The 23,369-nt window shown below is 67.4% G+C and carries 16 protein-coding genes; 8 read left to right on the top strand and 8 right to left on the bottom strand.

Going from position 1 to position 23,369, the window contains the following annotated elements; all coding sequences use genetic code 11:
• Window positions 1–21: 21 nt before the first annotated feature.
• Both PI990_RS19370 and PI990_RS19365 read left to right on the top strand, forming a co-directional pair.
• The gene (locus tag PI990_RS19370) at window positions 22–1,041 is read left to right on the top strand and encodes an efflux RND transporter periplasmic adaptor subunit (RefSeq protein WP_271658163.1); all 1,020 of its coding nucleotides are present in this window, start codon (window positions 22–24) and stop codon (window positions 1,039–1,041) included.
• Window positions 1,038–4,100, top strand: coding sequence for an efflux RND transporter permease subunit (locus tag PI990_RS19365; RefSeq protein WP_271658162.1), 3,063 nt, complete (start codon window positions 1,038–1,040; stop codon window positions 4,098–4,100). The genes PI990_RS19370 and PI990_RS19365 overlap by 4 nt, the downstream gene beginning before the upstream one ends.
• Before the next feature lie 743 nt (window positions 4,101–4,843).
• On the opposite strand, the gene PI990_RS19360 is transcribed toward PI990_RS19365, so the two are convergent.
• Both PI990_RS19360 and PI990_RS19355 read right to left on the bottom strand, forming a co-directional pair.
• Entirely contained in the window at window positions 4,844–6,925 is a 2,082-nt protein-coding gene (locus tag PI990_RS19360) for a TonB-dependent receptor family protein (RefSeq protein WP_271658161.1), read from the bottom strand.
• Between the two features lie 21 nt (window positions 6,926–6,946).
• Window positions 6,947–7,882, bottom strand: coding sequence for a LysR family transcriptional regulator (locus PI990_RS19355; protein ID WP_043244817.1), 936 nt, complete (start codon window positions 7,880–7,882; stop codon window positions 6,947–6,949).
• Between the two features lie 161 nt (window positions 7,883–8,043).
• On the opposite strand from PI990_RS19355, the gene PI990_RS19350 reads away from it, so the two are divergent.
• Window positions 8,044–9,273, top strand: coding sequence for an acyl-CoA dehydrogenase (locus PI990_RS19350; RefSeq protein WP_021221223.1), 1,230 nt, complete (start codon window positions 8,044–8,046; stop codon window positions 9,271–9,273).
• Window positions 9,274–9,344: 71 nt separating this feature from the next.
• Here the strand turns inward: PI990_RS19350 and PI990_RS19345 are convergent, their stop codons facing one another.
• From PI990_RS19345 to PI990_RS19330, 4 genes are all read right to left on the bottom strand, one after another.
• The gene (locus PI990_RS19345) at window positions 9,345–10,373 is read right to left on the bottom strand and encodes a MerR family transcriptional regulator (protein ID WP_271658160.1); all 1,029 of its coding nucleotides are present in this window, start codon (window positions 10,371–10,373) and stop codon (window positions 9,345–9,347) included.
• Window positions 10,374–10,458: 85 nt separating this feature from the next.
• Window positions 10,459–10,665 (bottom strand): hypothetical protein, encoded by a 207-nt coding sequence (locus tag PI990_RS19340; RefSeq protein WP_021221225.1) that lies wholly within the window; start codon window positions 10,663–10,665, stop codon window positions 10,459–10,461.
• A gap of 6 nt (window positions 10,666–10,671) precedes the next feature.
• Window positions 10,672–11,667 (bottom strand): TerC family protein, encoded by a 996-nt coding sequence (locus PI990_RS19335; protein WP_021221226.1) that lies wholly within the window; start codon window positions 11,665–11,667, stop codon window positions 10,672–10,674.
• 521 nt (window positions 11,668–12,188) lie between these two features.
• Window positions 12,189–13,559 (bottom strand): substrate-binding domain-containing protein, encoded by a 1,371-nt coding sequence (locus PI990_RS19330; RefSeq protein WP_184491804.1) that lies wholly within the window; start codon window positions 13,557–13,559, stop codon window positions 12,189–12,191.
• 301 nt (window positions 13,560–13,860) lie between these two features.
• Here PI990_RS19330 and PI990_RS19325 point away from each other — a divergent pair, with 301 nt between their 5' ends.
• A complete protein-coding gene (locus PI990_RS19325; protein WP_184491802.1) occupies window positions 13,861–14,187 on the top strand; it encodes a YegP family protein in 327 nt (108 codons plus the stop codon).
• Between the two features lie 72 nt (window positions 14,188–14,259).
• Here the strand turns inward: PI990_RS19325 and xthA are convergent, their stop codons facing one another.
• Window positions 14,260–15,072, bottom strand: coding sequence for an exodeoxyribonuclease III (gene xthA, locus PI990_RS19320; protein ID WP_271658159.1), 813 nt, complete (start codon window positions 15,070–15,072; stop codon window positions 14,260–14,262).
• Window positions 15,073–15,206: 134 nt separating this feature from the next.
• Here xthA and PI990_RS19315 point away from each other — a divergent pair, with 134 nt between their 5' ends.
• From PI990_RS19315 to PI990_RS19300, 4 genes are all read left to right on the top strand, one after another.
• A complete protein-coding gene (locus tag PI990_RS19315) occupies window positions 15,207–15,860 on the top strand; it encodes a GNAT family N-acetyltransferase (protein WP_271658158.1) in 654 nt (217 codons plus the stop codon).
• 37 nt (window positions 15,861–15,897) lie between these two features.
• The gene (locus PI990_RS19310; RefSeq protein WP_271658157.1) at window positions 15,898–17,628 is read left to right on the top strand and encodes an autotransporter assembly complex protein TamA; all 1,731 of its coding nucleotides are present in this window, start codon (window positions 15,898–15,900) and stop codon (window positions 17,626–17,628) included.
• Window positions 17,625–21,272 carry a translocation/assembly module TamB domain-containing protein gene (locus tag PI990_RS19305; protein WP_271658156.1) on the top strand — a complete coding sequence of 1,216 codons (3,648 nt, stop codon included), beginning with the start codon at window positions 17,625–17,627 and terminating at the stop codon, window positions 21,270–21,272. Before PI990_RS19310 ends, PI990_RS19305 begins: the two co-directional genes overlap by 4 nt.
• Before the next feature lie 334 nt (window positions 21,273–21,606).
• Window positions 21,607–21,795, top strand: a complete 189-nt coding sequence (locus PI990_RS19300; RefSeq protein WP_021218087.1) for a YjfB family protein — start codon at window positions 21,607–21,609, stop codon at window positions 21,793–21,795.
• Window positions 21,796–21,832: 37 nt separating this feature from the next.
• Here the strand turns inward: PI990_RS19300 and PI990_RS19295 are convergent, their stop codons facing one another.
• Window positions 21,833–23,317, bottom strand: coding sequence for a sensor domain-containing diguanylate cyclase (locus tag PI990_RS19295; RefSeq protein ID WP_021218086.1), 1,485 nt, complete (start codon window positions 23,315–23,317; stop codon window positions 21,833–21,835).
• Window positions 23,318–23,369: the final 52 nt, after the last annotated feature.

The following is a 23,369-nucleotide window of genomic DNA, read 5'->3' as shown; positions in this document are numbered from 1 at the left end:
CGACTCGAAAAGAGGCTGTTGATGATCGCTCGTCGCCGTGCCTGGCCGTTGCTGCTGTGTGGATTGCTCGCCTGTCCGGCCTTCGCCGCCAATCCGCCCCTGGTGGAGGTGGCCGAGCCCCAGCGGGCGCTGGTGCGGGATGAGCTGGTGACCTTCGGCTCGTTGCGCTCCGACGAGTCGGTGACCATCCGTCCGGAGATCGAAGGGCGCCTGGCCCGCCTGCACTTCAAGGAAGGGCAGCCGGTGAAGGGCGGCGACCTGCTGGTCAGCCTCGACGACGCCATCGCCCGCGCCGAACTGGACCAGGCCCGGGCCAACCTGGAGCTGGCGGAGAAGAGCTACCAGCGCGCGCAGATGCTGTTCAAACGCGGCGCCAGCAACGCCCAGGCCCAGGACGAGGCGCAGTCCCAGCAGCAGGCCGCCCGTGCCAGCCTGGCCCTGGCCCAGGCGCGCCTCGACAAGACCCAGATCCGCGCGCCCTACGACGGTTTCCTCGGCCTGCGCCAGGTGAGCACCGGCGACTACCTCAGCCCCGGCCAGGACATCGTCAACCTGGAGGTGCTCGACCCGCTCAAGGTGGATTTCCGTGTGCCGCAGAAGGCCGTGGCCCAGGTGCATGTCGGCCAGACCGTGGAGATCAGCGTCGACGCCTACCTGGGTGAGCGCTTCCGTGGCCGCATCATCGCCCTCAACCCGCGCCTGGACGAAGTCGGCCGCAGCCAGGCCATCCGCGCGCAGATCGGCAACGCCGACCACCGCCTCAAGCCCGGCCAGTTCGTCAAGGTTTCGGTCATCCTCGAAGAGCGCCCCGACGCGCTGCTGATTCCCGAGGAAGCGGTGATCCCCGTGGGCCAGCAGCTGTTCGTCGCCATCGTCGTCGACGGCAAGGTGGAGCGCCGGCAGATCCGCATCGGCCAGCGCCAGCGCGGCAAGGCCGAGGTGCGCGAGGGCCTGCAGGGCAACGAGCAGGTGATCACCGCGGGCTGGCAGAAGGCCGGGCCCGGGCAGGAGGTGCGCAGCGTGGCGCGGGGTGAGCTATGACCCTTTCCGACCTGTGCATCCGTCGCCCGGTATTCGCCACCGTCCTCTCCCTGGTGGTTGTGCTGCTGGGGCTGATGGCCTACCAGCGCCTGACGGTGCGCGAGTACCCGAACATCGACGTGCCCATCGTCACGGTCAACGTCATCTACCCCGGCGCCAGCCCGGAGATCATGGAATCCCAGGTGGCCCAGCCCATCGAGGATGTGCTCTCGGGCATCGAGGGGCTGGACTTCGTGTCCTCCATCAGCCGCTCCGAGAACACCCAGATCACCGCGCAGTTCCGCCTTGGCACCGACGCCGATGAAGCGGCCAATGACGTGCGCGACCGCCTCGGCCGGGTACGCGGCCTGCTGCCCACCGAGATCGACGAGCCGGTGGTGCAGAAGGTCGAGGCCGACGCCCAGCCGGTGGTGTGGATCGCCTTCTACAGCGAGCAGCACTCGGCGATGGAGATCACCGACGTGCTGGAGCGGGTGGTGCAGGACCGCCTGCAGACCATCCCCGGCGTCTCCGAGGTGCAGATCCGCGGCGCGCGTACCTACGCCATGCGCATCTGGCTCGACCCGGAGAAGCTCGCCGCCCACGACCTCACCGTGCAGGACGTGGAAGACGCCCTGCGCCGGCAGAACGTGGAGATTCCCGCCGGGCGCATCGAGTCGGTGCAGCGCGAGTTCAGCGTGCTCTCGGAAACCGACCTGAAGACCCCCGAGGAATTCAACGACCTGATCATCGACGACCGCCGTGGCTACCTGCTGCGCCTGTCCGACGTGGGCCATGCCGAGATCGGCGCCGCCGACGAGCGCTCGCTGGTGCGCTTCAACGGCCGCCCGGCGGTGTCCCTCGGCCTGGTGCGCCAGGCCACGGCCAACCCGCTGGAGATTTCCGACGGCCTCAACGCCGCGTTGCCGGATGTGCGCGAGCTGCTGCCCGAGGGCATGCAGATGGCCATCGCCAACGACAACTCGCTGTTCATCCGCGAATCCATCTCCAACGTCTATGCCACCATCTGGGAGGCGGTGGTGCTGGTGGTGCTGATCATCTTCCTGTTCCTGCGTTCGCTGCGGGCGACGCTGATCCCGCTGGTGACCATCCCGGTGTCGCTGATCGGCGCCTGCGCGCTGATGGCGTTGATGGGCTTCACGGTCAACACCCTCACGCTGCTGGCGATGGTCCTGGCCATCGGCCTGGTGGTGGACGACGCCATCGTGGTGCTGGAGAACATCCATCGGCACATCGAGGCGGGCTTGTCGCCGGTGCAGGCGGCCTTCAAGGGCAGCCGCGAGATCGCCTTCGCGGTGATCGCCATGACCCTGACCCTGGCCGCCGTCTATGCGCCCATCGGCTTCATGCAGGGCACCTCGGGCAAGCTGTTCACCGAGTTCTCCTGGACCCTGGCCGGGGCGGTGCTGGTTTCCGGCTTTGTCGCCCTGACCCTGTCGCCGATGATGTGCGGCCAGTTGCTCAAGCCGCACCGGCCCGATCACCGCCACGGCCGCGTCTACAACCTGATCGAAGGCTTCCTCAATGGCCTCACCTACAGCTACCGCCACCTGCTGGAACGGGTGTTGCGGGCCTGGGTGTTGATTGCCATCTTCCTGGTCGGCGTGTTGCTGCTGTGCGCCTGGATGTTCACCGGCCTGCGCAGCGAGCTGGCGCCCACCGAGGACACCGGCACCATAGTCGGCACCCTCAACGGCCCGGACGGCGCCACCCTGCAGTACACCAGCCGCTACGCGAAGATGCTCGAGGACGCCTACAAATCCATCCCCGAGACCAACCGCTACATGGTGGTGGTGGGCTTCCCCACGGTGGCCCAGGGCCTGTCGTTCATGAAGCTGGAGGACTGGGACAAGCGCAGCCGCAGCCAGTTCGAGATCCGCGACGAGCTCCTGCCCAAGCTGCAGGACATCCCCGGCGTACGCGCCTTCCCGGTCAACCGCCCGCCGCTGGGGCAGAGCGCGCGCAACCAGCCGGTGAACTTCGTCATCCGCTCGTCCCTGGAATACGCCGAGCTGCAGCAATACGTGGACACGCTGCTGGAGCGTATCCGCGACTACCCGGGGCTGGAGAGCATCGACACCGACCTCAAGCTCAACACCCCGCAGCTCAAGGTCACGGTCAACCGCGAGCAGGCCACCGCCGTGGGCACCGACGTCGCCACCATCGGCCGCAGCCTGGAGAGCCTGTTCGGCAGCCGCCAGGTGACCCGCTTCAAGCAGAACGGTGAGCAGTACGACGTGCTGGTGCAACTGGCCAACGTCGACCGCAGCAACCCCGACGACCTCAACCGCGTGTACGTGCGCGGCCGCGACGACAGCATGGTGCAGCTCTCCAACCTGATCGAGGTGAAGGAGACGGTGTCGCCGCGCGAGCTCAACCACTTCAACCAGCTGCGCGCTGTGACCCTCAGCGCCAACGTCGGCAGCGGCTACACCCTGGGCGAGGCGCTGACCCACCTGGAGCGCATGGCCCGCGAGGTGATGCCGCCGGAGACCCAGTTCGACTACACCGGCACCTCCCGCGACTTCAAGGAATCCAGCGCCGGGGTGGCGCTGACCTTCGCCCTGGCCCTGGTGTTCATCTACCTGGTGCTGGCGGCGCAGTTCGAAAGCTTCGTCGACCCGCTGATCATCCTCTTCAGCGTGCCGCTCTCCATCGCCGGCGCCTTGCTCGCCCTGGAGCTGTTCGGCGGCACCCTGAACATCTATTCCCAGGTGGGCATGGTCACGCTCATCGGCCTGATCACCAAGCACGGCATCCTCATCGTCGAATTCGCCAACCAGCTGCTGCGCGAGGGCCGCAGCCTGGACGAGGCGGTGATGGAAGCCTCGGTGCAGCGCCTGCGGCCGATCCTCATGACTACCGGTGCCATGGTTCTTGGCTCGCTGCCCCTGGCGATCGCCACCGGTGCCGGCGCCGAGAGCCGCCAGCAGATCGGCATGGTGATAGTCGGCGGCCTGCTGGTGGGCACCTTCTTCACCCTGTTCGTGGTGCCGACCCTGTACCGCAAGCTGCGCCAGTGGCGGCCGATGCGCCTGGAGGAGCCGGCGCTGGCGTGATGCCCCATGGGCTTGTAGGGGCGAATTCATTGGCTATGCCTGCGTTAAGTGTTGCTAGAAGAATTGAACCCAGCTGATTGCCGAGCTCTGATGATGTTTCTGGTTTCGCCCCCCCGGGCGAGTCCCTTTTTTCAATCGCCAAAAAAGGAACCAAAAACGCTTGCCCCATCATCCGGCCCCGGCTTCGCCGGGGTTCCCTCACTCCATCGTCGCTCTGGGGGCCGGCGCGATGGGCCATCCATGGCCTGGCGCGCCTCTCGCGGCATCCATGCCGCTCGTCCCCCGGCGCAACGACTGCGTTCGGCCTCCTGGAGGGGCGTTGGCGGCTGCTCCAACTTTCTTCGTCCAGCGCATCGCCATGTGGTGCGCACGGGCTTTCGTAGGATGGTGTAGAGCGAAGCGAAACCCATGCGGTGGAGGTGGTACGAACTCTTGGACGCCCGGAAATGGCCGTGCTTGAGCGCCTGCATTAAAACCACAACAGCTAACGCAGACATAGCCAATTCATTCGCCCGCTCTTGCCGTGGCACCGACTATCAACGGGCGTAGGGTGGAGGTCGCTTTTTACCTCCACCAAGCGGAGTCGGGATCAGCACGTGCTCATGCCCTGAGCCGTAGCCGAGGGGGAGCGCCCCGGGCTGAAGCCCGGGCTACGGGGCACGGTGTTCGCGAGCAGGGCTCGCTCCTACAGCTGGACTCCCTCGGGCCGTAGGTCGGGTGCAACCCGACGGATTGCGGACCCTTCAATCGAACGCGTATTCCACACCCGCCGCGACATACCAGGCGCGCCCCGGACCGGGTTCGTAGTAGCGCTGGTTGCCGTCACCGACGATGACCGAGCCGATGTAGCGGCGGTCCAGCAGGTTGGCCAGGCGCAGGGTCTGGCTGAAGGTCAGGCGTTCGAGTTTCTGCTCGAAGCGGGCGCGCCAGTTGAGCAGGGCGTAGCCGGGGGCCGGGCGGGCGCTGTTGCTGTCTTCCACATAGAGCTTGCTGCGGTAGAGGCCTTCCAGCGCGGTGCTGATGCCCGCTCGCGGGCGCCATTCCAGTTCGCCCCAGAGGCTGGTGGCGGGAACGCCGGGCAGGTGGCGGCCGGCGGGGATGTCGCGGCCGCCGCTGGTGAAACCCTGGTCGTAGGTGGCGCTGAGGCGGGTGTAGGCGAGGCGGGTGTGCAGGGTTTCGCTGAGCGCGCTGTCCACGGACAGCTCCAGCCCCTGGCGCCGGGTGCGGGCGGCGTTCTGGTAGCGGGTGCGGCCACCGCTGGCGGCATCCACCACCAGCTCGTCCTCGGTGTCGATGCGGAACAGCGCCAGGTTGAGGCGGGTGGCTTCGCCGACCAGGCTCTTGAGGCCCACTTCGTATTGCCGGCTGGTGGCCGCACCCAGGTCGAAGCCGAAGCTGTCGCCGGGCCCGGAGTAGGACAGCTCGTTGAGCGTCGGCGTCTCGAAGCCCTTGCCCCAGCTGGCGTAGAGGTTCAGTTCCGGGGTCAGCGCGTAGCTGGCGCCCAGGGTCGGGGTCAGGTCGCGGTAGGTGACCGAGCCGCTGTCGTCGCCGTTGCCGGGGCGGATGTAGTGGTCGTCCACGTCGAACGCCACTTCGTTGTAGCGCAGGCCGCCCTGCAGGTTGAAATCCCCCAGGCGCCAGCCGAGCTGCAGGTAGGGGGCGATGCTGCTGACTTCGTCGCGCTCGTCCCGGCGCAGGTTGCCGCGCACGCCCAGTTGGCTGCCGACGAAGTTCTCGTAGCCCTGGCGGTCGTCGCTGGCCTGGTCGTAGTCCACCCCGGTGGTGAGGGTGAGGTTGCCCAGGCCGGGGTCGAAGTCCTGCAGCCAGCGGGTGCTGGCGCCGTGGAAGCTGCGCTCGAAATCGATCACGCCGCCGGCGCTGCGCGGGCTGGCCTGGGCGGTCGAGGGGATCGCCTGGTACTGGATCACCCGCCGCGTGCCGCCATAGAAGGTGGCCTGCCAGGTGCCGGCGGCGAAGGCGCGCTCGTAGTTGAGGCCGGCCTGGCGGTGGTCGATGGTCTTGCGCGTGTCGTAGTTCAGCGCCGCATCGGCGACGCCGCGCGGGTCGGCCTGGTAGCTGGCCCAGGTCAGGCCGAGCGGGTCCTGGGTGCCGTTCTGGTTCAGCTGGCTGAAGGTCAGCGCCAGCTTGCTGTCGTCGTCCGGGTACAGGGTGAGCTTGGCGAAGCTCTTGTCCAGGGTCGCGGCGCTGTGCTTGCGGTAGCCGTCGCTTTCGTAATGGGACTGGTTGACCAGGAAGCCGCCCTTGTCGTTGCCGCCTTCGGCGGTGACTCGGGTGCGGGAGGTGCTCCAGGCGCCCTGGGAGGTTTCGCTGGAGATCTTGGGCGCGCCCTGGCCGTCGCGGGAGAACACCTGGATCACCCCGCCGGCGTTGCTGCCATAGATGCTGGCGAAGGGGCCGCGCAGTACCTCGATATGGTCGAGGGTGTCGAGGTCGAAGGTGGCCGCCTGGCCCTGGCCGTCCGGGTTGGAGGCAGGGATGCCGTCGGCGATCAGCTTGATGCCGCGGATGCCGAAGGCCGAGCGGGCGCCGAAGCCGCGCGAGGACACTTGCAGGTCCTGCGCCTGGTTCTGGCGGTTCTGCACCACCAGGCCGGGCACGGCGTTGAGCGCTTCGGAGAGGTTGACCCCGGGCTGGCCGGAACTGGCCTGTTCGCGCTCGATGCGGTCGACGGAGAAGGGCAGCTCGAAGCCGCTGGCCGGGTAGCGGCTGCCGGTGATCACCAGCGGTTCGACCTGCAGCGTCTCGGCCTGGGCCAGCGGGGTGAGCGCCAGGGACAGCGCCCAGGCAGAACGGTAGGTCGGCATGGGGCGTCCTTGCGTGGCGGGTCAGGCTTTCTCGGCTTTTTCCGCGCGTTGCTCCTGGGCGGTAACCTGCTGGCAGATCTCGATCATCTGCTCGCGCATCCAGCGGTTGGCCGGGTCCTGGTCGGTGCTTTCGTGCCAGTAGAGGTGGGTTTCCAGGGAGGGCACGTCGTTCACCGGCAGCTCGACGTAGTGCAGCTCGTGGCGGCGGGCGAAGCGCTCGGGCACGGTCATCGCCATGTCGGTGTTCTGCATCACGGTGGAGGCCATCAGGTAGTGCTGGGAGCGCAGGGCGATCTTGCGCTGGATGCCCATCTTGCCGAGGGACAGGTCGATGTAGCCGAGGCCGCTGCGGCGGCTGGAGATATGGATGTGGGTCAGCGACAGGTATTCGTCGAGGCTGATCTTCTCCTTCGCCAGCGGGTGGCCACGGCGCATGGCGCAGACGTAGCGGTCTTCCATCAGCTTGACGTGGCGCACCTGCGGGTCGGTGTTCAGCGGCGCGTCGACGGCAAAGTCCAGGCGCCCGGCGGCCAGCTCCTTGGTGGTTTCACGGCGCTTGGCCAGGAAGCTCTCGATCTGCACGTTGGGGGCGAGCCGGCGCAGGCGCTGGAACAGCGGCGGGAGGATCACCGTCTCGGTGAGGTCGGTCATGCTGATGCGGTAGGTCTTGTTGGCCTGGCTCGGGTTGAAGGTGCGGCTCTCCTGCACCGAGATGCGCAGCTGCTGCAGGGCGTTGCGCACCGGGCCGATGATGTTCTGCGCCATGGGCGTGGGCACCATGCCCTGGGCGGTACGCACGAAGAGCGGGTCGTTGAAGGTCTCGCGCAGGCGGGCGAGGGCGTTGGAAACGGCGGGCTGGGTAATGCCTACGATCTGCCCGGCACGGGTCAGGTTGGCCTCGGTATAGATGGCATCGAAGACGATGAAGAGGTTGAGGTCGACCTTGTTCAGATTCATGTCCGAGTGCACTCCGTAGGCTGTTTTTATGGGCGGATCATATATCGGTGATGAATGTTTATACACGGTGAAAATAGGTTAGATAAATCTTAATCGCTGTTCTAGCATCATTTCCACACCTCACCCGTACCCAGAAAACATCCGTCAGAAGGTAGCTCCGCATGGATTTCGCCTACTCCCCCAAGGTCCAGGAACTGCGTGAACGCGTAACGGCGTTCATGGACACCTACGTCTACCCGGCCGAGCCGGTATTCGAGCAACAGGTCGCAGAGGGTGATCGCTGGCAGCCCACGGCGATCATGGAAGAGCTCAAGGCCAAGGCCAAGGCCGAAGGCCTGTGGAACCTGTTCCTGCCCGAGTCCGAACTCGGTGCGGGCCTGACCAACATGGAATACGCACCGCTGGCCGAGATCATGGGCCGCTCGCTGCTGGGCCCGGAGCCGTTCAACTGCTCCGCGCCGGATACCGGCAACATGGAAGTGCTGGTGCGCTACGCCAACGAAGAACAGAAGAAGCAATGGCTGGAGCCGCTGCTGCGCGGCGAGATCCGCTCTGCCTTTGCCATGACCGAGCCGGGCGTGGCTTCGTCCGACGCCACCAACATGGAAGCCCGCGCCGTGCGCCAGGGTGACGAGTGGGTGATCAACGGCCGCAAGTGGTGGACCTCCGGCGCCTGCGACCCGCGCTGCAAGATCCTCGTGTTCATGGGCCTGTCCAACCCGGACGCGCCGCGCCACCAGCAGCACTCGATGATCCTCGTGCCGGTGGACACCCCCGGGGTGAAGATCCTCCGCCCGCTGCCGGTGTTCGGTTACGACGACGCCCCCCACGGCCACGCCGAAGTGCTCTTCGAAGACGTGCGCGTGCCCTACGAGAACGTGCTGCTCGGAGAAGGCCGCGGCTTCGAGATCGCCCAGGGTCGCCTCGGCCCAGGCCGCATCCACCACTGCATGCGCTCCATCGGCATGGCCGAGCGCGCACTGGAACTGATGTGCAAGCGCGCCGTCAGCCGCACCGCCTTCGGCAAGCCGCTGGCCCGCCTGGGTGGCAACATCGACAAGATCGCCGACTCGCGGATGGAGATCGACATGGCCCGCCTGCTGACCCTGAAGGCGGCCTACATGATGGACACCGTGGGCAACAAGGTGGCCAAGAGCGAGATCGCCCAGATCAAGGTCGTGGCACCCAACGTCGCCCTGCGGGTGATCGACCGCGCCATCCAGATCCACGGCGGTGCCGGTGTCTCCAACGACTTCCCGCTGGCCTACATGTATGCCATGCAGCGCACCCTGCGCCTGGCCGACGGCCCGGACGAAGTGCACCGCGCGGCTATCGGCAAGTTCGAGATCGGCAAGTACGTACCGAAGGAAATGCTGCGCAGCGGTCACTGATCACCCACGCAGTAATAAAGAGGCCCGCACGGGAAACCGTGCGGGCCTCTTTCGTTTCAGGGGGGAAGGCCTCAGCCGCGGGCGGCCATTAGGTGGCCCATGGCCTGGCGCAGGTAGTCCAGCAGTGCATCGCTGGCCCAGGAGCCGTGGCGCAGTTCCGGCTCGCTCACCAGCGCCTGGCGGATCTTCTGCTGGGTGCGCGGGTCGTCACCGGCGTAGGAGCGGAACAGCTCCAGCCAGCGCCGGGCGAGGGCCAGGGTCGCCGGGGCATCGGCTGGTGCGCCGGACTCCATCTGCTGCTGCACCTCGGCGATCAGCGGTGGCCATTCGTGCATGCGCTTGCCGTAGTTGGCCTTGAGGTAGGCGAACTCCTCGGGCGTCAGGTGGCGCTGGTAGATCGCCATCTTGGTTTCGCTGAAGGCCTGGACCACATAGGCCATGGTCTGCGGGGTGATGCCCGTTTCCTCGCGCAGCGCCGGCTCCGCCTCGTGCATGGCATTGAGCTTGGCGAACAGCACCGGGTTGGCGCCGGTGTCCGCCTCCAGCATGGTCATCCAGGTACGCGACAACGCCTGCGCCTCCTCGGCTTGCGGTGGTACGCCCCGGGCGATCAGCGCCTGGACCCGGGCCACCAGCCCGGCCCATTCGCGCCGCCGCGCCTCGTCCGCATACAGGCGCAGTTGCTGCAGTTCTTCCGGGGAGAAATAGCTGTCGTACATATTCATCAACTCCAGAGTGGTGAGCCATTCGGAGAGCTCCGGCTCCTGGCCGCTCTTCAGCTGGCCACCGAGGGTGGCCAGGCGTTCGCGCAGAAGCTGCCGGTGGGCGATCTCCCGGTCGAGCTGGTGGATCTGCTGCTCGATGAGGGGGGAAAGCGATACCGGCGCCTCGTCCAGCCACCCGCCGATCTCCGCCAGGGACAGGCCCAGCTTGCGCAGGACCTGGATCTGGTGGAGACGGGCAATGTCCGAGCGGCCATAGAGGCGATAACCGGAACCCGAGCGCGCGGAAGGGCGGAGCAGGCCGATCTGGTCGTAGTGGTGCAGGGTGCGGACGGTCAGCCCGCAGCGCTTGGCCAGTTCACCGACTTTCAATGACATGTCCTTGTGTCTCCTCGCGTGCCTGGCGGCATCCTCGGGCCTGACGTTGCGTGAGGGTCAAGCGAGGGCTGGAATCAATCCTGATTCAATCCTGGTGAGGCAGGGAGGGTTCGTGAGAAAGGGGCGGCGCGGCGTCGCGCTGCTGGCGCAGCCACTCCAGGCGCATGTGCAGCTGGGCGGCGAAGGTGCGCGCGGCGAGCTCCTCGTGGAAGCTCACCCCGCGTTGTCCCATCTTTACCTGCCAGATCACTCGACCCCGTTGTTCGAGCACTACGATCTGCACGTCTCGCATCGATTCTCAGTCTCCGGCTGATGAAGCCTGGGGGCGGTCGCGGGTCTTGAACAGCGACAGCAGCACGCCACCGGCAAGCAGGCCAAAGGTTACGCCAAGAGAGATCAGCGCGGGAATCTTGCCGATGAAACCGTGCAGGAAGATCTTGCCGCCGATGAAGATCAGCACCAGTGCCAGGGCGTACTTCAGGTAGACGAAGCGGTGCATCAGCGCGGCCAGGGCGAAGTACAGCGAGCGCAGGCCGAGGATGGCGAAGATGTTCGAGGTGTAGACGATGAAAGGGTCCTGGGTGATGGAGAAGATCGCCGGCACGCTGTCCACGGCGAACACCAGGTCGGCCAGCTCGATCAGCACCAGGGTGAGGAACAGCGGGGTGGCCCAGAGCAGGTGGTGCCCGGAGGCGTTCTGCAGGCGCACGAAGAAGTGCGCGCCGTGCAGGTCATCGGTGACCCGCATGTGCTTGCGCACGAACTTCAGCACGGGGTTCTGCGAGAGGTCGCGCTCGGCGTCCTCCCTTGCGAACAGCATCTTCACCCCGGTGAACAGCAGGAAGGCGCCGAAGATGTAGAGGATCCAGTCGAACTCCTTCACCAGCGCGGTGCCCAGGCCGATCATCAGCGCGCGCAGCACGATCACCCCGAGGATGCCCCAGAACAGCACCCGGTGCTGGTAGCGGCGGGGGATGGCGAAGAAGCCGAAGATCATCGCCATGACGAAGACGTTGTCCATGGACAGCGACTGCTCCACCAGGAAACCGGTGTAGAACTCCAGCGCGGCCTGGGAACCCAGCTCGTACCAGACCCAGCCGCCGAAGGCGACGCCCACGCAGAAGTAGCCGCTGTAGAGCAGCAGGCTCTCGCGCATCTCGATTTCATGCTGGTCGCGGTGCAGGACGCCGAGGTCGAACACCAGCAGGCCGAAGACGATGGCCAGGAACACCAGCCACAGCCAGGTGGCGGTGCCGAGGAAGTCGGCGAACAGGAACGTGTGCAGAGCTGACATGAGCCCCTCCTTGCTTGTCGTGTTGAATGCTCAACAGTGACTCCGACATGGCGGGTGCAAACCGTCAGAGGGGCCCGGCGTCACATAAGGGAAGGCTAGCGCAGCGGCATCGCCGGTAAAACCGGCAACGTTTCATTTCGTTGCGCGCGGTCAAGGTTATCGACTGCGGAGGGGGCGGGGAGTGCGAAGGGAATGTTCAGCCGTGCTTTCCGGGACGAGGTGCCCGGCCTTCCACGAGGTTCATCGATGCGGCGTTCCAGGCACGGTGACGTGCCGCGCAGGACTCCGTCTGGTGGAGGTAAAAAGCGACCTCCACCCTACACATCGGTCATGTCCGGCGTGGGGCATTCGTAAGGGCGATTGTAGGGGCGACTTCAGTCGCCAAGCGGCGCGCAGCGCCGCCATCCCCGCGGGAGCGAATTCATTCGCGAAAAGCGGCTCGTCCCGGGCATCGCGGTTGAAACCGGCCCTGTACGGAGCGAACCGGACAGGGGCGACCATGACGCTGGATATCGATCCGATCAGTAGACCCAGACTTCCACCCGGCGATTCTTGATGCGGCCTTCCTCGCTGTTGGCGGCCACCGGCAGTTCATCGCCCAGGCCGGTGATCTCGCGGAAGGACACGCCGGCCTTGGCCAGTTCGCGGCGCACGGCCATGGCGCGCAGCTTGGAGAGGAGGGCGGCGCGGCCCGGGTCGGCCTTGGGGTCGCCGAAGCCCACCAGGGTCACCTGGTTGGACAGCTTGCCGCTCTCCTTGAGGTAGTCCAGCACGCGCTCCACGTCGCGCAGGGCCTTGTTGTCGAGGTTGGCGCTGCCTTCCTGGAAGCGGAAGTTCACCGACAGGCGCTGGGCGTCGCGGGCCAGCTGCTGGTAGTCCTTGGGCATGTCGGGCTGGGCGGCGACCTTCACCGCCTGCACCGTCTGCGCGACGAAGCCGGTCTGGGCGACGATGGCCTGGCCGCGCGGGCCTTGGGCGAAGCGCACCAGGGCCTGGGCCCAGGGGTTCTTCTCGCCGGGCTTCATATAGAAGAACAGGCGGCGCGACAGCGGGTAGTCCTCGGTGGCGATCTGCGTCACCGACGGCGCCATGGCCTGGGACTCGCCATCGGCGATGGAGGCGGCGCGGGACTTGCCCACCGAGGCGAGGCCGACGAAGCCGATGCCGGCGGCGTCGGCGCTGACGGCTTCGGAGAGCTTGTCGTTGGATTCGAAGCGCTTGGCGCTGGCGGCGAGGCTCTTGCCGTGGGCGGCCAGCACCAGTTCCTTGAAGGTGTCGAAGGTGCCGGACTTGTCGTCGCGGGCGTACAGGTGGATGGCACCGCCCTTGCCGCCGATCTCCTCCCAGGTCTTCACCTCGCCGGCGAAGATGCGTGCCAGCTGCTCGGTGCCCAGGCTGGCCAGGGTGTTGCCCGGGTTGACGATGATGGCCAGGCCGTCGATGGCGATCACATGCTCGCCGTAGCGGCTCTTGAGGTCGCCGAACACCGAGAGGTCACTGGCTTCGGCGTCCTTGATCGGGCGCGAGGCGGCGGCCAGGTCGGCGCTGCCGTCCTTGATCGCGACGAAGCCGGTGCCCGAGCCGTGGGCGGCCACGGTGATGCGCACGTCGCGGCCGTTGGGCGCACGGCCTACCAACTGCACTTCGTTTTCCTGGGTGCCGGGCTCCTGGCGGATGCCGCCCAGGCCTTCCTCTTCCATCAGGCCGCGCACCAGCGCCGGGCCGAGCTTGGCGCCGATGGTGTTGGAACCCTGGATGCGCAATGCCGGGCTCTTGTCGGCGGGCAGGGGCAGGGCGGCGAACACCGACCAGGGCAGGGCGTAGCAGACGAAACCGAGCAGCAGCATGCTGAGGGTCCGGCTCCAGATATCTCGTTCACTGAGGTCGCGCATCATGCGGCGGGCCTTATCGCTAGGGGTGACTGGGAAGTGCCGCGAGATTAAGTCAGCGAAGTGACGGAGATATTACAAAGCGCTCTGCAATGGGCCTCGGGACCTTTCCCGCCCCGCGTATGGACCAGGGCCTACGACGGCTGCCCGGGCACCCCGACATACCGCTCGCGCGGCCATCGGTATGGTTCGCAACTTTGTCTGGCCGGGCGGCAGGCAAGGAAGCTCAAGCGTCCCTCGTCCGCCCGTGCCAGGCACCAAGCCCCGCTTTTTGGGGCATCCATCTGTGACTAAGGAGTTGGAAATGGCTGGCTGGTTCGAGCTGAAGAAGTACGGCAACGGTGAATATCGCTTCCGCCTGAAGACCCGGGAGGCGCAGGTCGTGCTGCAAAGCGGCCGCTACCCCTGCCGGGACAGCGCCGAAAGTGCCATCGCGCTGTTCCGCAACCACTGCGCCAATGAGGAGCGCTATGAGCGCCGCATGGCCACGGGTGGCAAGAACTACTTCCGCCTCAAGGCCGGTCGCGAGGTGATCCTCGAAAGCCACCTCTACGATTCGGAGCCGACCCTCGACGCCGCCATCGAGACGATCATGACCCTCGGCACCACGCCCAAGGTCGAGCTGGCCTAAGCCCGGCGGATAGCAAAAAGCCCATCGCGAGATGGGCTTTTTTGTGCCTGATTGCCGGGAAACCCGGCGCGATCAGCTCAGTTCCAGCCAGATCGGCGCGTGGTCGGAGGGTTTCTCCATGCCGCGCAGGTCGTAGTCGATGCCGGCGTCCTTGATCCGTGCCTGCAGCGGGCTGGTGGCGAGGATCACATCGATGCGCAGGCCGCGCTTGGGGTCGTCCTCGAAGCCGCGGCTGCGGTAGTCGAACCAGCTGAAGCGGTCGTTCACCTCGGGGTTGAGGTGGCGGAAGCTGTCCACCAGGCCCCAGCTCTTCAGGGTCGCCAGCCACTCGCGCTCTTCCGGAAGGAAGCTGCACTTGCCGGTCTTCAGCCAGCGCTTGCGGTTGTCCTCGCCGATGCCGATGTCGCAGTCTTCCGGCGAGATGTTGATGTCGCCCATCACCACCAGCGGCTGATCCGGCTTGAAGTTGCCCAGCAGCAGCTCCTGCAGGTCGGCGTAGAAGCGTTGCTTGGCCGGGAACTTGGTCGGGTGGTCGCGGCTCTCGCCCTGGGGGAAGTAACCGTTCATCACCGTCACCGGGTTGCCCTGTTCATCGGCGAAGGTGCCGTAGATGAAGCGGCGCTGGGATTCCTCGTCGTCGTTGGGGAAGCCCTTGTGCAGGGACAGCGGCTCCTGGCGCGAAAGCAGGGCGACGCCGTAGTGGCCCTTCTGCCCGTGGTAGTGCACGTGGTAGCCGAGCTTGCGGATATCCGCCTCGGGGAACTGGTCGTCGGAGACCTTGGTTTCCTGCAGGCCGATGACGTCCGGCTGGTGTTTGGCGATCAACGCTTTGAGCTGGTGAGGACGGGCACGCAGGCCGTTGATATTGAAAGAAACGATCTTCATGACGGAGCCATCCTGGAAAAACGCCGATCCTAGCCCATCGTCGGCACGCCCTGCCACCCGTGTGGCGAGGCCCTGGGGGCGGTGCTACCTTGCCTGTGGGCCTGATAACCACATAACAAACGAGGTCACCGTGAATGCCTGGATACGTCCCCACCGCGCCGATTGAAGTCCGCATGCTCGACGGCGGCTATGCCCGCGAGGCACGTTCGCTGCTCTACCACGCCTATCGCCACGAACCCACCTTCGCCTACCTCTTCGAGGCCGAGCGCGCCGGCTACGACCAGCGCGTGCGCGCCACGGTGCGCGAGCTGGTGCAGCAGCATTTCCTCGAAGACCTGCCGGCCATCGGCCTGCTCATCGAGGACCGCCTGGTGGGCATCGCCCTGATCGCACCGCCGCAACGCCGGCTGGACATCACCGAAAGCTGGGGCTGGCGCCTGCGCATGCTGATGACCACCGGCTTCCGCTGCACCAAGCGCTACCTGGAGTACCACGACGCGGTGCTCGCCTGCCTGCCGCCGGGGCCTTACCACGTATTGCCGCTGCTGGGGATCCACCCGGAGTTCCAGGGCAAGCACCTGGGCGAGAAGCTGCTGCAGGCCCTGCACGACTGGTGCGCCGAGGACGCCGGCTCCCAGGGCGTGGTGCTGGACACCGGCAACGCCCGCTACCTGGATTTCTACAAGCGCCAGGGCTACGAGGAGATCGGCGAGGTTGCGCTGGGGCCTGTGCTGGAACACGTGTTCTTCCATCCCAATCCGACGCCGGCGCTGCAAGCGAACGCGTAGGACGAGACTGTAGGCAACACGTGCTAGCATCCCGCGAATGAATTGGTGCCAAGGATTGCGTGGGCTACTCGCGCTCGGATTGTCGTGTCTCTGTTCGACCGCGCTGGCCAAGGCCTCGCTGGACGTCAAGGTGACCCCCGCCAATGCTGCCCTGAAGGCCAATATCGAGGCCTTCATCGGCAGCCTTGGCGACCGTGATGAAACCGCCCTGCGGCGTTATCGCCGTGCCGCCGAGGACCAGGCGCAGCAAGCTGTCCAGGCCCTCGGCTACTACCAGGCGGAGATCGACAGCCGTGTACTTTCCGGCAACGACCCCAAGCTGCAGCTGGAGGTCGTGCCCGGCGAACCCGTGCGCCTGCGCAACGTGCAGGTGCGCATCGAGGGCGAAGCGGGTGTCCTCAAGGCGTTCCGCGTGCCCCAAAGCAAGGCGCTGCAGCCCGGCCAGCCGCTCAATCACGGCGCCTATGAAGATGCCAAGAAGCTCATCCAGAACCAGGCCCTGCGCTACGGCTTCTTCGATGGCAAGTTCCTCTCCCAGCGCCTCGACATCGACCCCCGCGCCGGCATCGCCGACATCGACCTGGTGTACGCCAGCGGTCCGCGCTATGACCTGGGCCGGGTCAGCTTCCAGGGCGATACCCCTTTCGACGAGGCGCTGCTCGCGCGCCTGGTGCCCTTCGCCGCCAACACCCCCTACGACGCCGACCTGGTGGCCAAGCTCAACCAGAACCTCCAGGCCAGCGGCTACTTCGACGAGGTGCGGGTGGATGCCCTGCCCGACCCGGGGGAGGGCCGGCGGATACCGGTCAAGGTCCAGCTCAGCGCGGTGAAGCCGCGCACCATGGGGCTGGGCGTCGGCTTCTCCACCGACGTCGGGCCGCGCGCGCGGGCCAACTGGACGCGCCACTGGGTCAACCCCCAGGGCCATCGCCTGGGCGCCGAGACCGAAGTCTCCGCGTCGCGGCAGAACGTCGGCGCCTGGTACGAGATTCCCCTCGACCCGCCGCTGACCGACAGCCTGCGCTTCACCAGCGGCTTCCAGCGCGAGCAACTGGTGGACGTCGAGAGCCGCCGCTTCACCCTCGGCACCCAGTGGCAATCGAAGCTGCCGGATGACTGGCAGCGGGTCGTCTCCCTGCGCTGGGAGCAGGAGAGCTATGACTTCGGCGACGGCAGCCCGGACGGGCGCAGCAGCTTCCTCATCCCCGGCATCGGCTACAGCGTCACCCGCAGCGACAACCGTCTCGACCCCAGCCAGGGCTACCACCTGCAGGTGGACCTGCGCGCGGCCAAGGAGGGCATCCTCTCCGACGCCGACATGACCTACGCCAGCGCCCTGGCCAAGGGGCTCTACACCCTGCCCGGCGGGCACCGGGTGCTGGCCCGGGCCCAGGTCGGCGGCATCGCCACCACCGACTTCAGCGCCATCCCGCCGTCGCTGCGCTTCTTCGCCGGTGGCGACCAGAGCGTGCGCGGCTATGACTACCAGACCCTGTCCCCCGAGGACCGCCAGGGCAACAAGGTCGGCGGTCGCTACCTGGTGGTGGGCAGCGCCGAATACCAATACCCGGTGGCCGAGCGCTGGCGCATCGCCGCCTTCGTCGACCGCGGCAACGCCATGGACTCGCTCAACGCGGCAATGAAGACCGGCGCTGGCATCGGCGTGCGCTGGGTGTCGCCGGTGGGGCCGATCCGCCTCGACCTGGCCAAGGCGCTGGACGACCCCGGCGGCTTCCGCATCCACTTCTCCATGGGCCCCGAACTGTGAGGCGCGGGCTCCGGCTCGGCCTGTTCGCGGTGGCCGGCGTGCTGGTCCTGACGCTGGCGGGTGTCGGTGCGCTGCTGTTCAGCGAAGCCGGCGGGCGCTGGCTGCTGGCGAGGGTGCCGGGCCTCACCGTGGAAGGCTTCAGCGGCACGCTTGGCGGGCGCTGGAGCGCCGAGCGCCTGGCTTGGCAACAGGCGGGCGACAGCCTGTCGATCACCGCGCCGGTGCTGGAATGGTCGCCAGGCTGCCTGCTGCAGCTGACCCTGTGCATCGACACGCTGACGGCCGACGACGTGGCCCTGAGCCTGGCCCCGGGCGGTGAGACCTCCGATGAGCCGCTGCAACTGCCGGCCCTGGAACTGCCCTTGGCGATCCGCCTGGGCGAAGTGCGCGTGCAGCGCTTCGAGCTGGACGGCAGCGAACAGCTCAGCGGCCTGCACCTGCGCGCCCAATGGCTGGGCGACGGCCTGCATATAGACGAAGCCAGCCTGCGCCACGGCGACCTGGCCCTGGCACTCCAGGGCACCCTGCAACCCCGTGACGGCTGGCCGATCGAGGCCAGCGGCAGCCTGCAATTGCCCGCCGTCGACGGCCAGCCCTGGTCCCTGGCCCTGGAGGCGAAAGGCGACCTGCAAGGCACCCTCACTGCCCAGGCGACCAGCAGCGGCTACCTGGCCGCCACCCTCGACGGCCAGCTGCAGCCCCTGGCGCCGCACCTGCCCGCCAGCGCGCGCATCCGCGCTGCCGCCTTCAAGGCCCAAGCCGGGCTGCCGGACACCCTCACCCTGCAACGCGTGGAGCTGGACGCCAAGGGCGACCTGCAACAGGGCTACACGGTGCAGGGCCGCGCCAACCTGCCGGGGCAGGGCGGTGATGTCGCCCTCGACCTGGCCGGTAAGGTCACCGCCGCCGGGGCCGAGATCCAGCGCCTGCTGCTCAGCGCCGCCGCCGAACAGAGCGTGCAGCTGCAGGGGCGCATCGACTGGCAGCAGGCCCTGGCCATCGACGCCCAGCTCGCCTGGCGCGACTTCCCCTGGCAGCGCCTCTACCCCCAGGAGCAGGAGCCGCCCGTGGCGCTGCAACGCCTGGACGGCGAGGTGCATTTCAGCGAGGGCCGCTACCAGGGCCGCTTCGACGCCGCGCTCAAGGGGCCGGAAGGCGACTTCAGCCTGGCCAGCCCGCTGCAGGGCGACCTGGCCCGCGTCGAGCTGCCCGACCTGCAACTGAAGGCCGGGCAGGGCAAGGCCCGTGGCCGCCTGCAGCTGGGCTTCGCCGACGGCGTCGACTGGGACAGCGAACTGACCCTGAGCGACCTTGACCCGGCCTACTGGCTGGCCGAATTACCGGGCCGCCTGGCCGGCACCCTGGCGAGCAAGGGCCGCTTCCGCCAGCAGCTCGAACTCAAGGCCGATCTCGATCTCAAGGGCCAGCTGCGCGGCCAGCCGGCGCTGCTCAAGGCCGTGGCCGAAGGCGCCGGCCAGCGCTGGGACCTGGATCAGCTGCAGGTCCGCCTGGGCGACAACCGCATCGATGGCAAGGGCCGCCTCGACCAGCGCCTGGACGGCCAGCTGGACATTGCCCTTGGCCGCCTGGGCCAGCTCTGGCCCGGCCTGTTCGGCGGGCTCACCGGCAAGCTGGTGGTGGCCGGCAGCGCCGACGCCCCCCAGGGGCAGCTGGACCTCAAGGGCGATCGCTTGGGCATGGGCGACCAGCGCCTGCGCCAGCTGGCCCTGCAGGCGCGGCTGGATGCACGGCAGAACGGCACCCTGCAGCTGGACGCCAGCCAGCTCCAGGCCGGCGACAAGGCCCTGGGCGACCTCAGTCTCAAGGCCTCGGGCGACAAGCAGCGGCAGCAGCTGGAAACGCGCCTGCAAGGCCCCTTGCTCGACCTGCAACTGGCCCTCGACGGCCTGCTGGACAAGGGCGACTGGCGCGGCCGCCTGAGCCGTGGCGAACTGCAAAGCGGCGGCCAGGACTGGCGCCTGGAGCAACCCGCGAAGCTGCAACGCCTGGCCGACGGTCGCTTGGAACTGGGCGCCCATTGCTGGCGCTCCGGCCCCGCCAGCCTCTGTGGCGGCTACCAGCGCCTGCTGCCCGAGCCGAAGCTCGACTACCGCCTGCGCGACTTCCCCCTCGACAGCCTGGCCGAATGGCTGCCGGACGATTTCGCCTGGCACGGCACGCTCGACGGCGATGTACAGCTCGAATTGCCCGCGCGCGGCCCCAGCGGCCGCGTGCAGCTGGATGCCAGCAACGGCGTGCTGCGCCTGCGCGAGGAGGGCAAGGACGGCAAATGGGTCGACTTCCCCTACCAGGCCATGCGCCTGGAAAGCACCCTGCGCCCGCAGAGCATCGACAGCCGCCTGCTGTTCCAGGGCGAGCGCCTCGGCCGCCTGCAGGTGGACGCCCGGCTCGACCCGCGCCCGCTGCGCAAGCCGCTGTCCGGCGACTTCCGCCTGGAAGGGCTGGACCTCGCCGTGCTGCGCCCCTTCGTCGCCGGTGTCGAGGAACTGGAAGGCCAGCTGGACGGTGCCGGCACCCTCGGCGGCACCCTGCTGGCGCCCAATGTGCTGGGCCAGGTGCGCCTGCACGGCGGCAAGCTGGCCGGCGGCGACCTGCCCACCCGCATCGAAGACCTGAACCTGGATGCCCGTATCGCCGGCGAGAGCCTGGAACTCAGCGGCGCCTGGCGCAGCGGCGAGAAAGGCAACGGCAACCTCTCCGGCACCCTGGCCTGGAGCCAGGGCCTGGAGATGGACCTGGCGGTCCGTGGCAGTTCGCTGCCGGTGGTGGTGGAGCCCTACGCCAACCTGGAAGTGGACCCCGACCTGCGGGTGCGCCTGGCCGACCAGCGCCTGGCGCTCACCGGCAAGGTGCGGGTGCCCCGTGGCCAGATCAAGATCCGCGAGCTGCCGCCCCAGGCGGTCAAGGTGTCGCCGGATGCGCACCTGGTGGGCGAGCGGGAGGAGGAGCAGGCACCGCTGCAGCTGGCCATGGACATCGACGTCGAGGTGGGCCAGGAGCGCCTGTCCTTCAGCGGCTTCGGCCTCACCGCCGACCTGGCCGGCCACCTCAAGGTGGGCGACAACCTGGCCGGGCGCGGCGAGCTCAACCTGAAGAACGGCCGCTACCGCGCCTACGGCCAGCGTCTGGACCTGCGCCGCGCGCGCCTGCTCTTCGCCGGGCCGCTGGACCAGCCCTACCTGGACGTGGAAGCGATCCGCAAGATCGGCGACGTCACCGCCGGCATCCGCCTCAACGGCCGTGCCGACGAACCCACCACCCAGGTCTTCTCCACCCCGGCCATGAGCCAGGAACAGGCGCTGTCCTACCTGGTGCTGGGTCGCCCGCTGGAGCGCGGCAGCGACGGCAACGCCCTGGGCCAGGCCGCGTTGGCGCTGGGCCTGTCCGGCAGTGCGCCGCTGACCAGCGAACTGGCGCAGAAACTCGGCCTCAAGGACTTCCAGATCGGCGACGACGGCGCTACCGGCGTGCTCACCGACCGCCTCAGCATCCGCTACGGCCTCGGCGTGCTCGAACCCACCAGCGTCGTCGCCCTGCGCTACGAACTCACCAAGCGCCTGTACATCGAAGCCGCCAGCGGCCTCGCCAGCTCCCTGGACCTGTTCTACAAGCGCGACTTCTGATGGGGCAGGGGACGTAGGGGCGAATTCATTCGCCCATGGGCAACGGAGCGGCCCTGTTGGTGAGCGAAGCGGAACCCTGCTCCAACTTTCTTCGCCCACCGCACCGCCACGTGGTGCGCACGGACTTTCGTAGGATGGCGTAGAGCGGAGCGAAACCCATGCGGATCGGCGCGGCCCATGATGGGTTACCCATCCTACGGCTCTGTGCTTTGGGGAGGCTGGAGGGTTGCCGCAAGCGCAACGGCGCGGGTTTCAGGCGACTGACGGTGCTTTTCAGGGGCGGCGATGGGCCTCAGAATCCATACCGAACCCACCTCTCCGGGAATCGAAACGCGTGGAAGTTTCCGCCGCCTCCATCTCCGACGCCAGCTCCGCCCAACTCGCCATGAAGGTGCAGGTCGCCGTGCTCAAGCAGTCGATGGACATTCAATCCCAGAGCGCCCTGGCGCTGCTGGAGGCGGTGCCATCGCCGGTTTCCAGCAACCCGCCGAACCTCGGCAACACCATCGACGTAATGGCCTGAGCCGCTGCGCTCGGCGTCCCCGATCCGTCCGCTTTCCTCAGTCGCCGTTACCCGGCTCGCTGCACACACGGTTGCGCCCTGACTGCTTGGCCCGATAAAGGGCGCGGTCGGCGCGGGCGATCAGGCTGTGCAGGGTGTCGTCCGGGTGCATCTCGGCCAGGCCGATGCTCACCGTCACCTGCAACTCCTTGCCTTCGAACGGGTAGTGCTGCGCCTGCACCTGCTCGCGGATCTTCTCCGCCAGCAGGAAGGCCGTGGCGCTGCCGCTGTCCTTGAGCAGCAGGATGAACTCCTCGCCACCCCAGCGGCAGATGATGTCCGACTGGCGCAGGCCGGCTTTGAGGTTCTGCGCGAAGCCATGCAGCACATGGTCGCCGGCCAGGTGGCCATAGGTGTCGTTGAGCACCTTGAAGTGGTCGAGGTCCAGCAGCAGCGCCGTCAGCGGGCGCTGTTCGCGGCGGGCTTCCTGCAGCGCCTGGCCGGCGAGGATGTCGAAGCCGCGGCGGTTGGGCAGGTCGGTCAGCACGTCGGTGGTGGCCAGCGCGGCGATGCGCACCTGGTAGCGGCGCACCAGCAGGTTGAGCAGGGTGAGCACCACGGCGGTGACCACCAGGCAGATGAACAGGTTGAGGTAGAGCGTGTTGCGGATGTGCGAGAGGGCGCCGTCCTCGGCCTTGTCGACGAACAGGTACCAGTCCAGCTCGGGGATGAAGCGCACGTTAAGGTAGTGGCTGTCGCCCTGTTCATTCCAGGTGAAGTCGCCGCCCTGGGGGCGCGGCAGCTTGGCCACCAGGTCGCGCATGCCGTCGATATCCGCCAGGTTCTGCCCGACCGTGGCCCCCATCGGCCCGCCCTGGGCGCTGGTCAGCACCAGCTTGCCGGTGGTGTCGACGAAGTAGATGGAACGCTCGTAGCGCTCCTGGTAGGCGTCGATCAGCTTGACCACCGCATCCACCGTCAGGCCCACGCCGGTGGCGCCGATGAAGCGGCCGTCGTAGTCCAGCACCTTGTAGTTGATGAAGATGGTCATGCGGTCCTGGTTGGCCATATCGACATCGACGTTGATCTCGTAGGGCTCCTTCATGTCGCGCACACGGTAGTACCAGACGTCGCGCTGCTCGTCCTCGCTCACCTTCTTCAGCACGCCCTTGGCCTGGTAGTAGGTCTGGGTGCGCTCGGAGATGTAGAAGCTGGTGAAGGCGCCGTAGTGCTCCTGCACCTCGCGCAGGTAGCGGGTCATCTGCCCCGGGTCCTGCTCGCCCTGCATGGCCCAGTCGCGCAGGAAGGTGTCGCGGCTCATCATCGAGGAGATTAGGATCGGTCGTACCAGGTCCTTCTGGATCTCGGAATAGACGTTGTCCGAGGTCAGCGGCAGCTCGGTGTTGACGATGCTGTCGCGGATCGATTCCAGGGAGGCGTAGTAGCTCACCAGCGAGGTGACGAGAAAGCCGCTGGCGAGCAGCAGCACGAGCAACACCACCAGCAGGTGCTGGGTCTTTCTGGAGCGTGGGCTGGAAGGCATCGGGCGAGGAGGTCCCTGGTCAAGTGGCACTATGCTAGCCACTCGTCAGGGC

It is taken from the genome of Pseudomonas sp. TUM22785 (genome assembly GCF_028198105.1).
Classification (GTDB): Bacteria; Pseudomonadota; Gammaproteobacteria; order Pseudomonadales; family Pseudomonadaceae; genus Metapseudomonas; species Metapseudomonas solani.
Note: the sequence above shows the minus strand (reverse complement) of the source record. Positions and strands in the feature narration are given on the sequence as shown.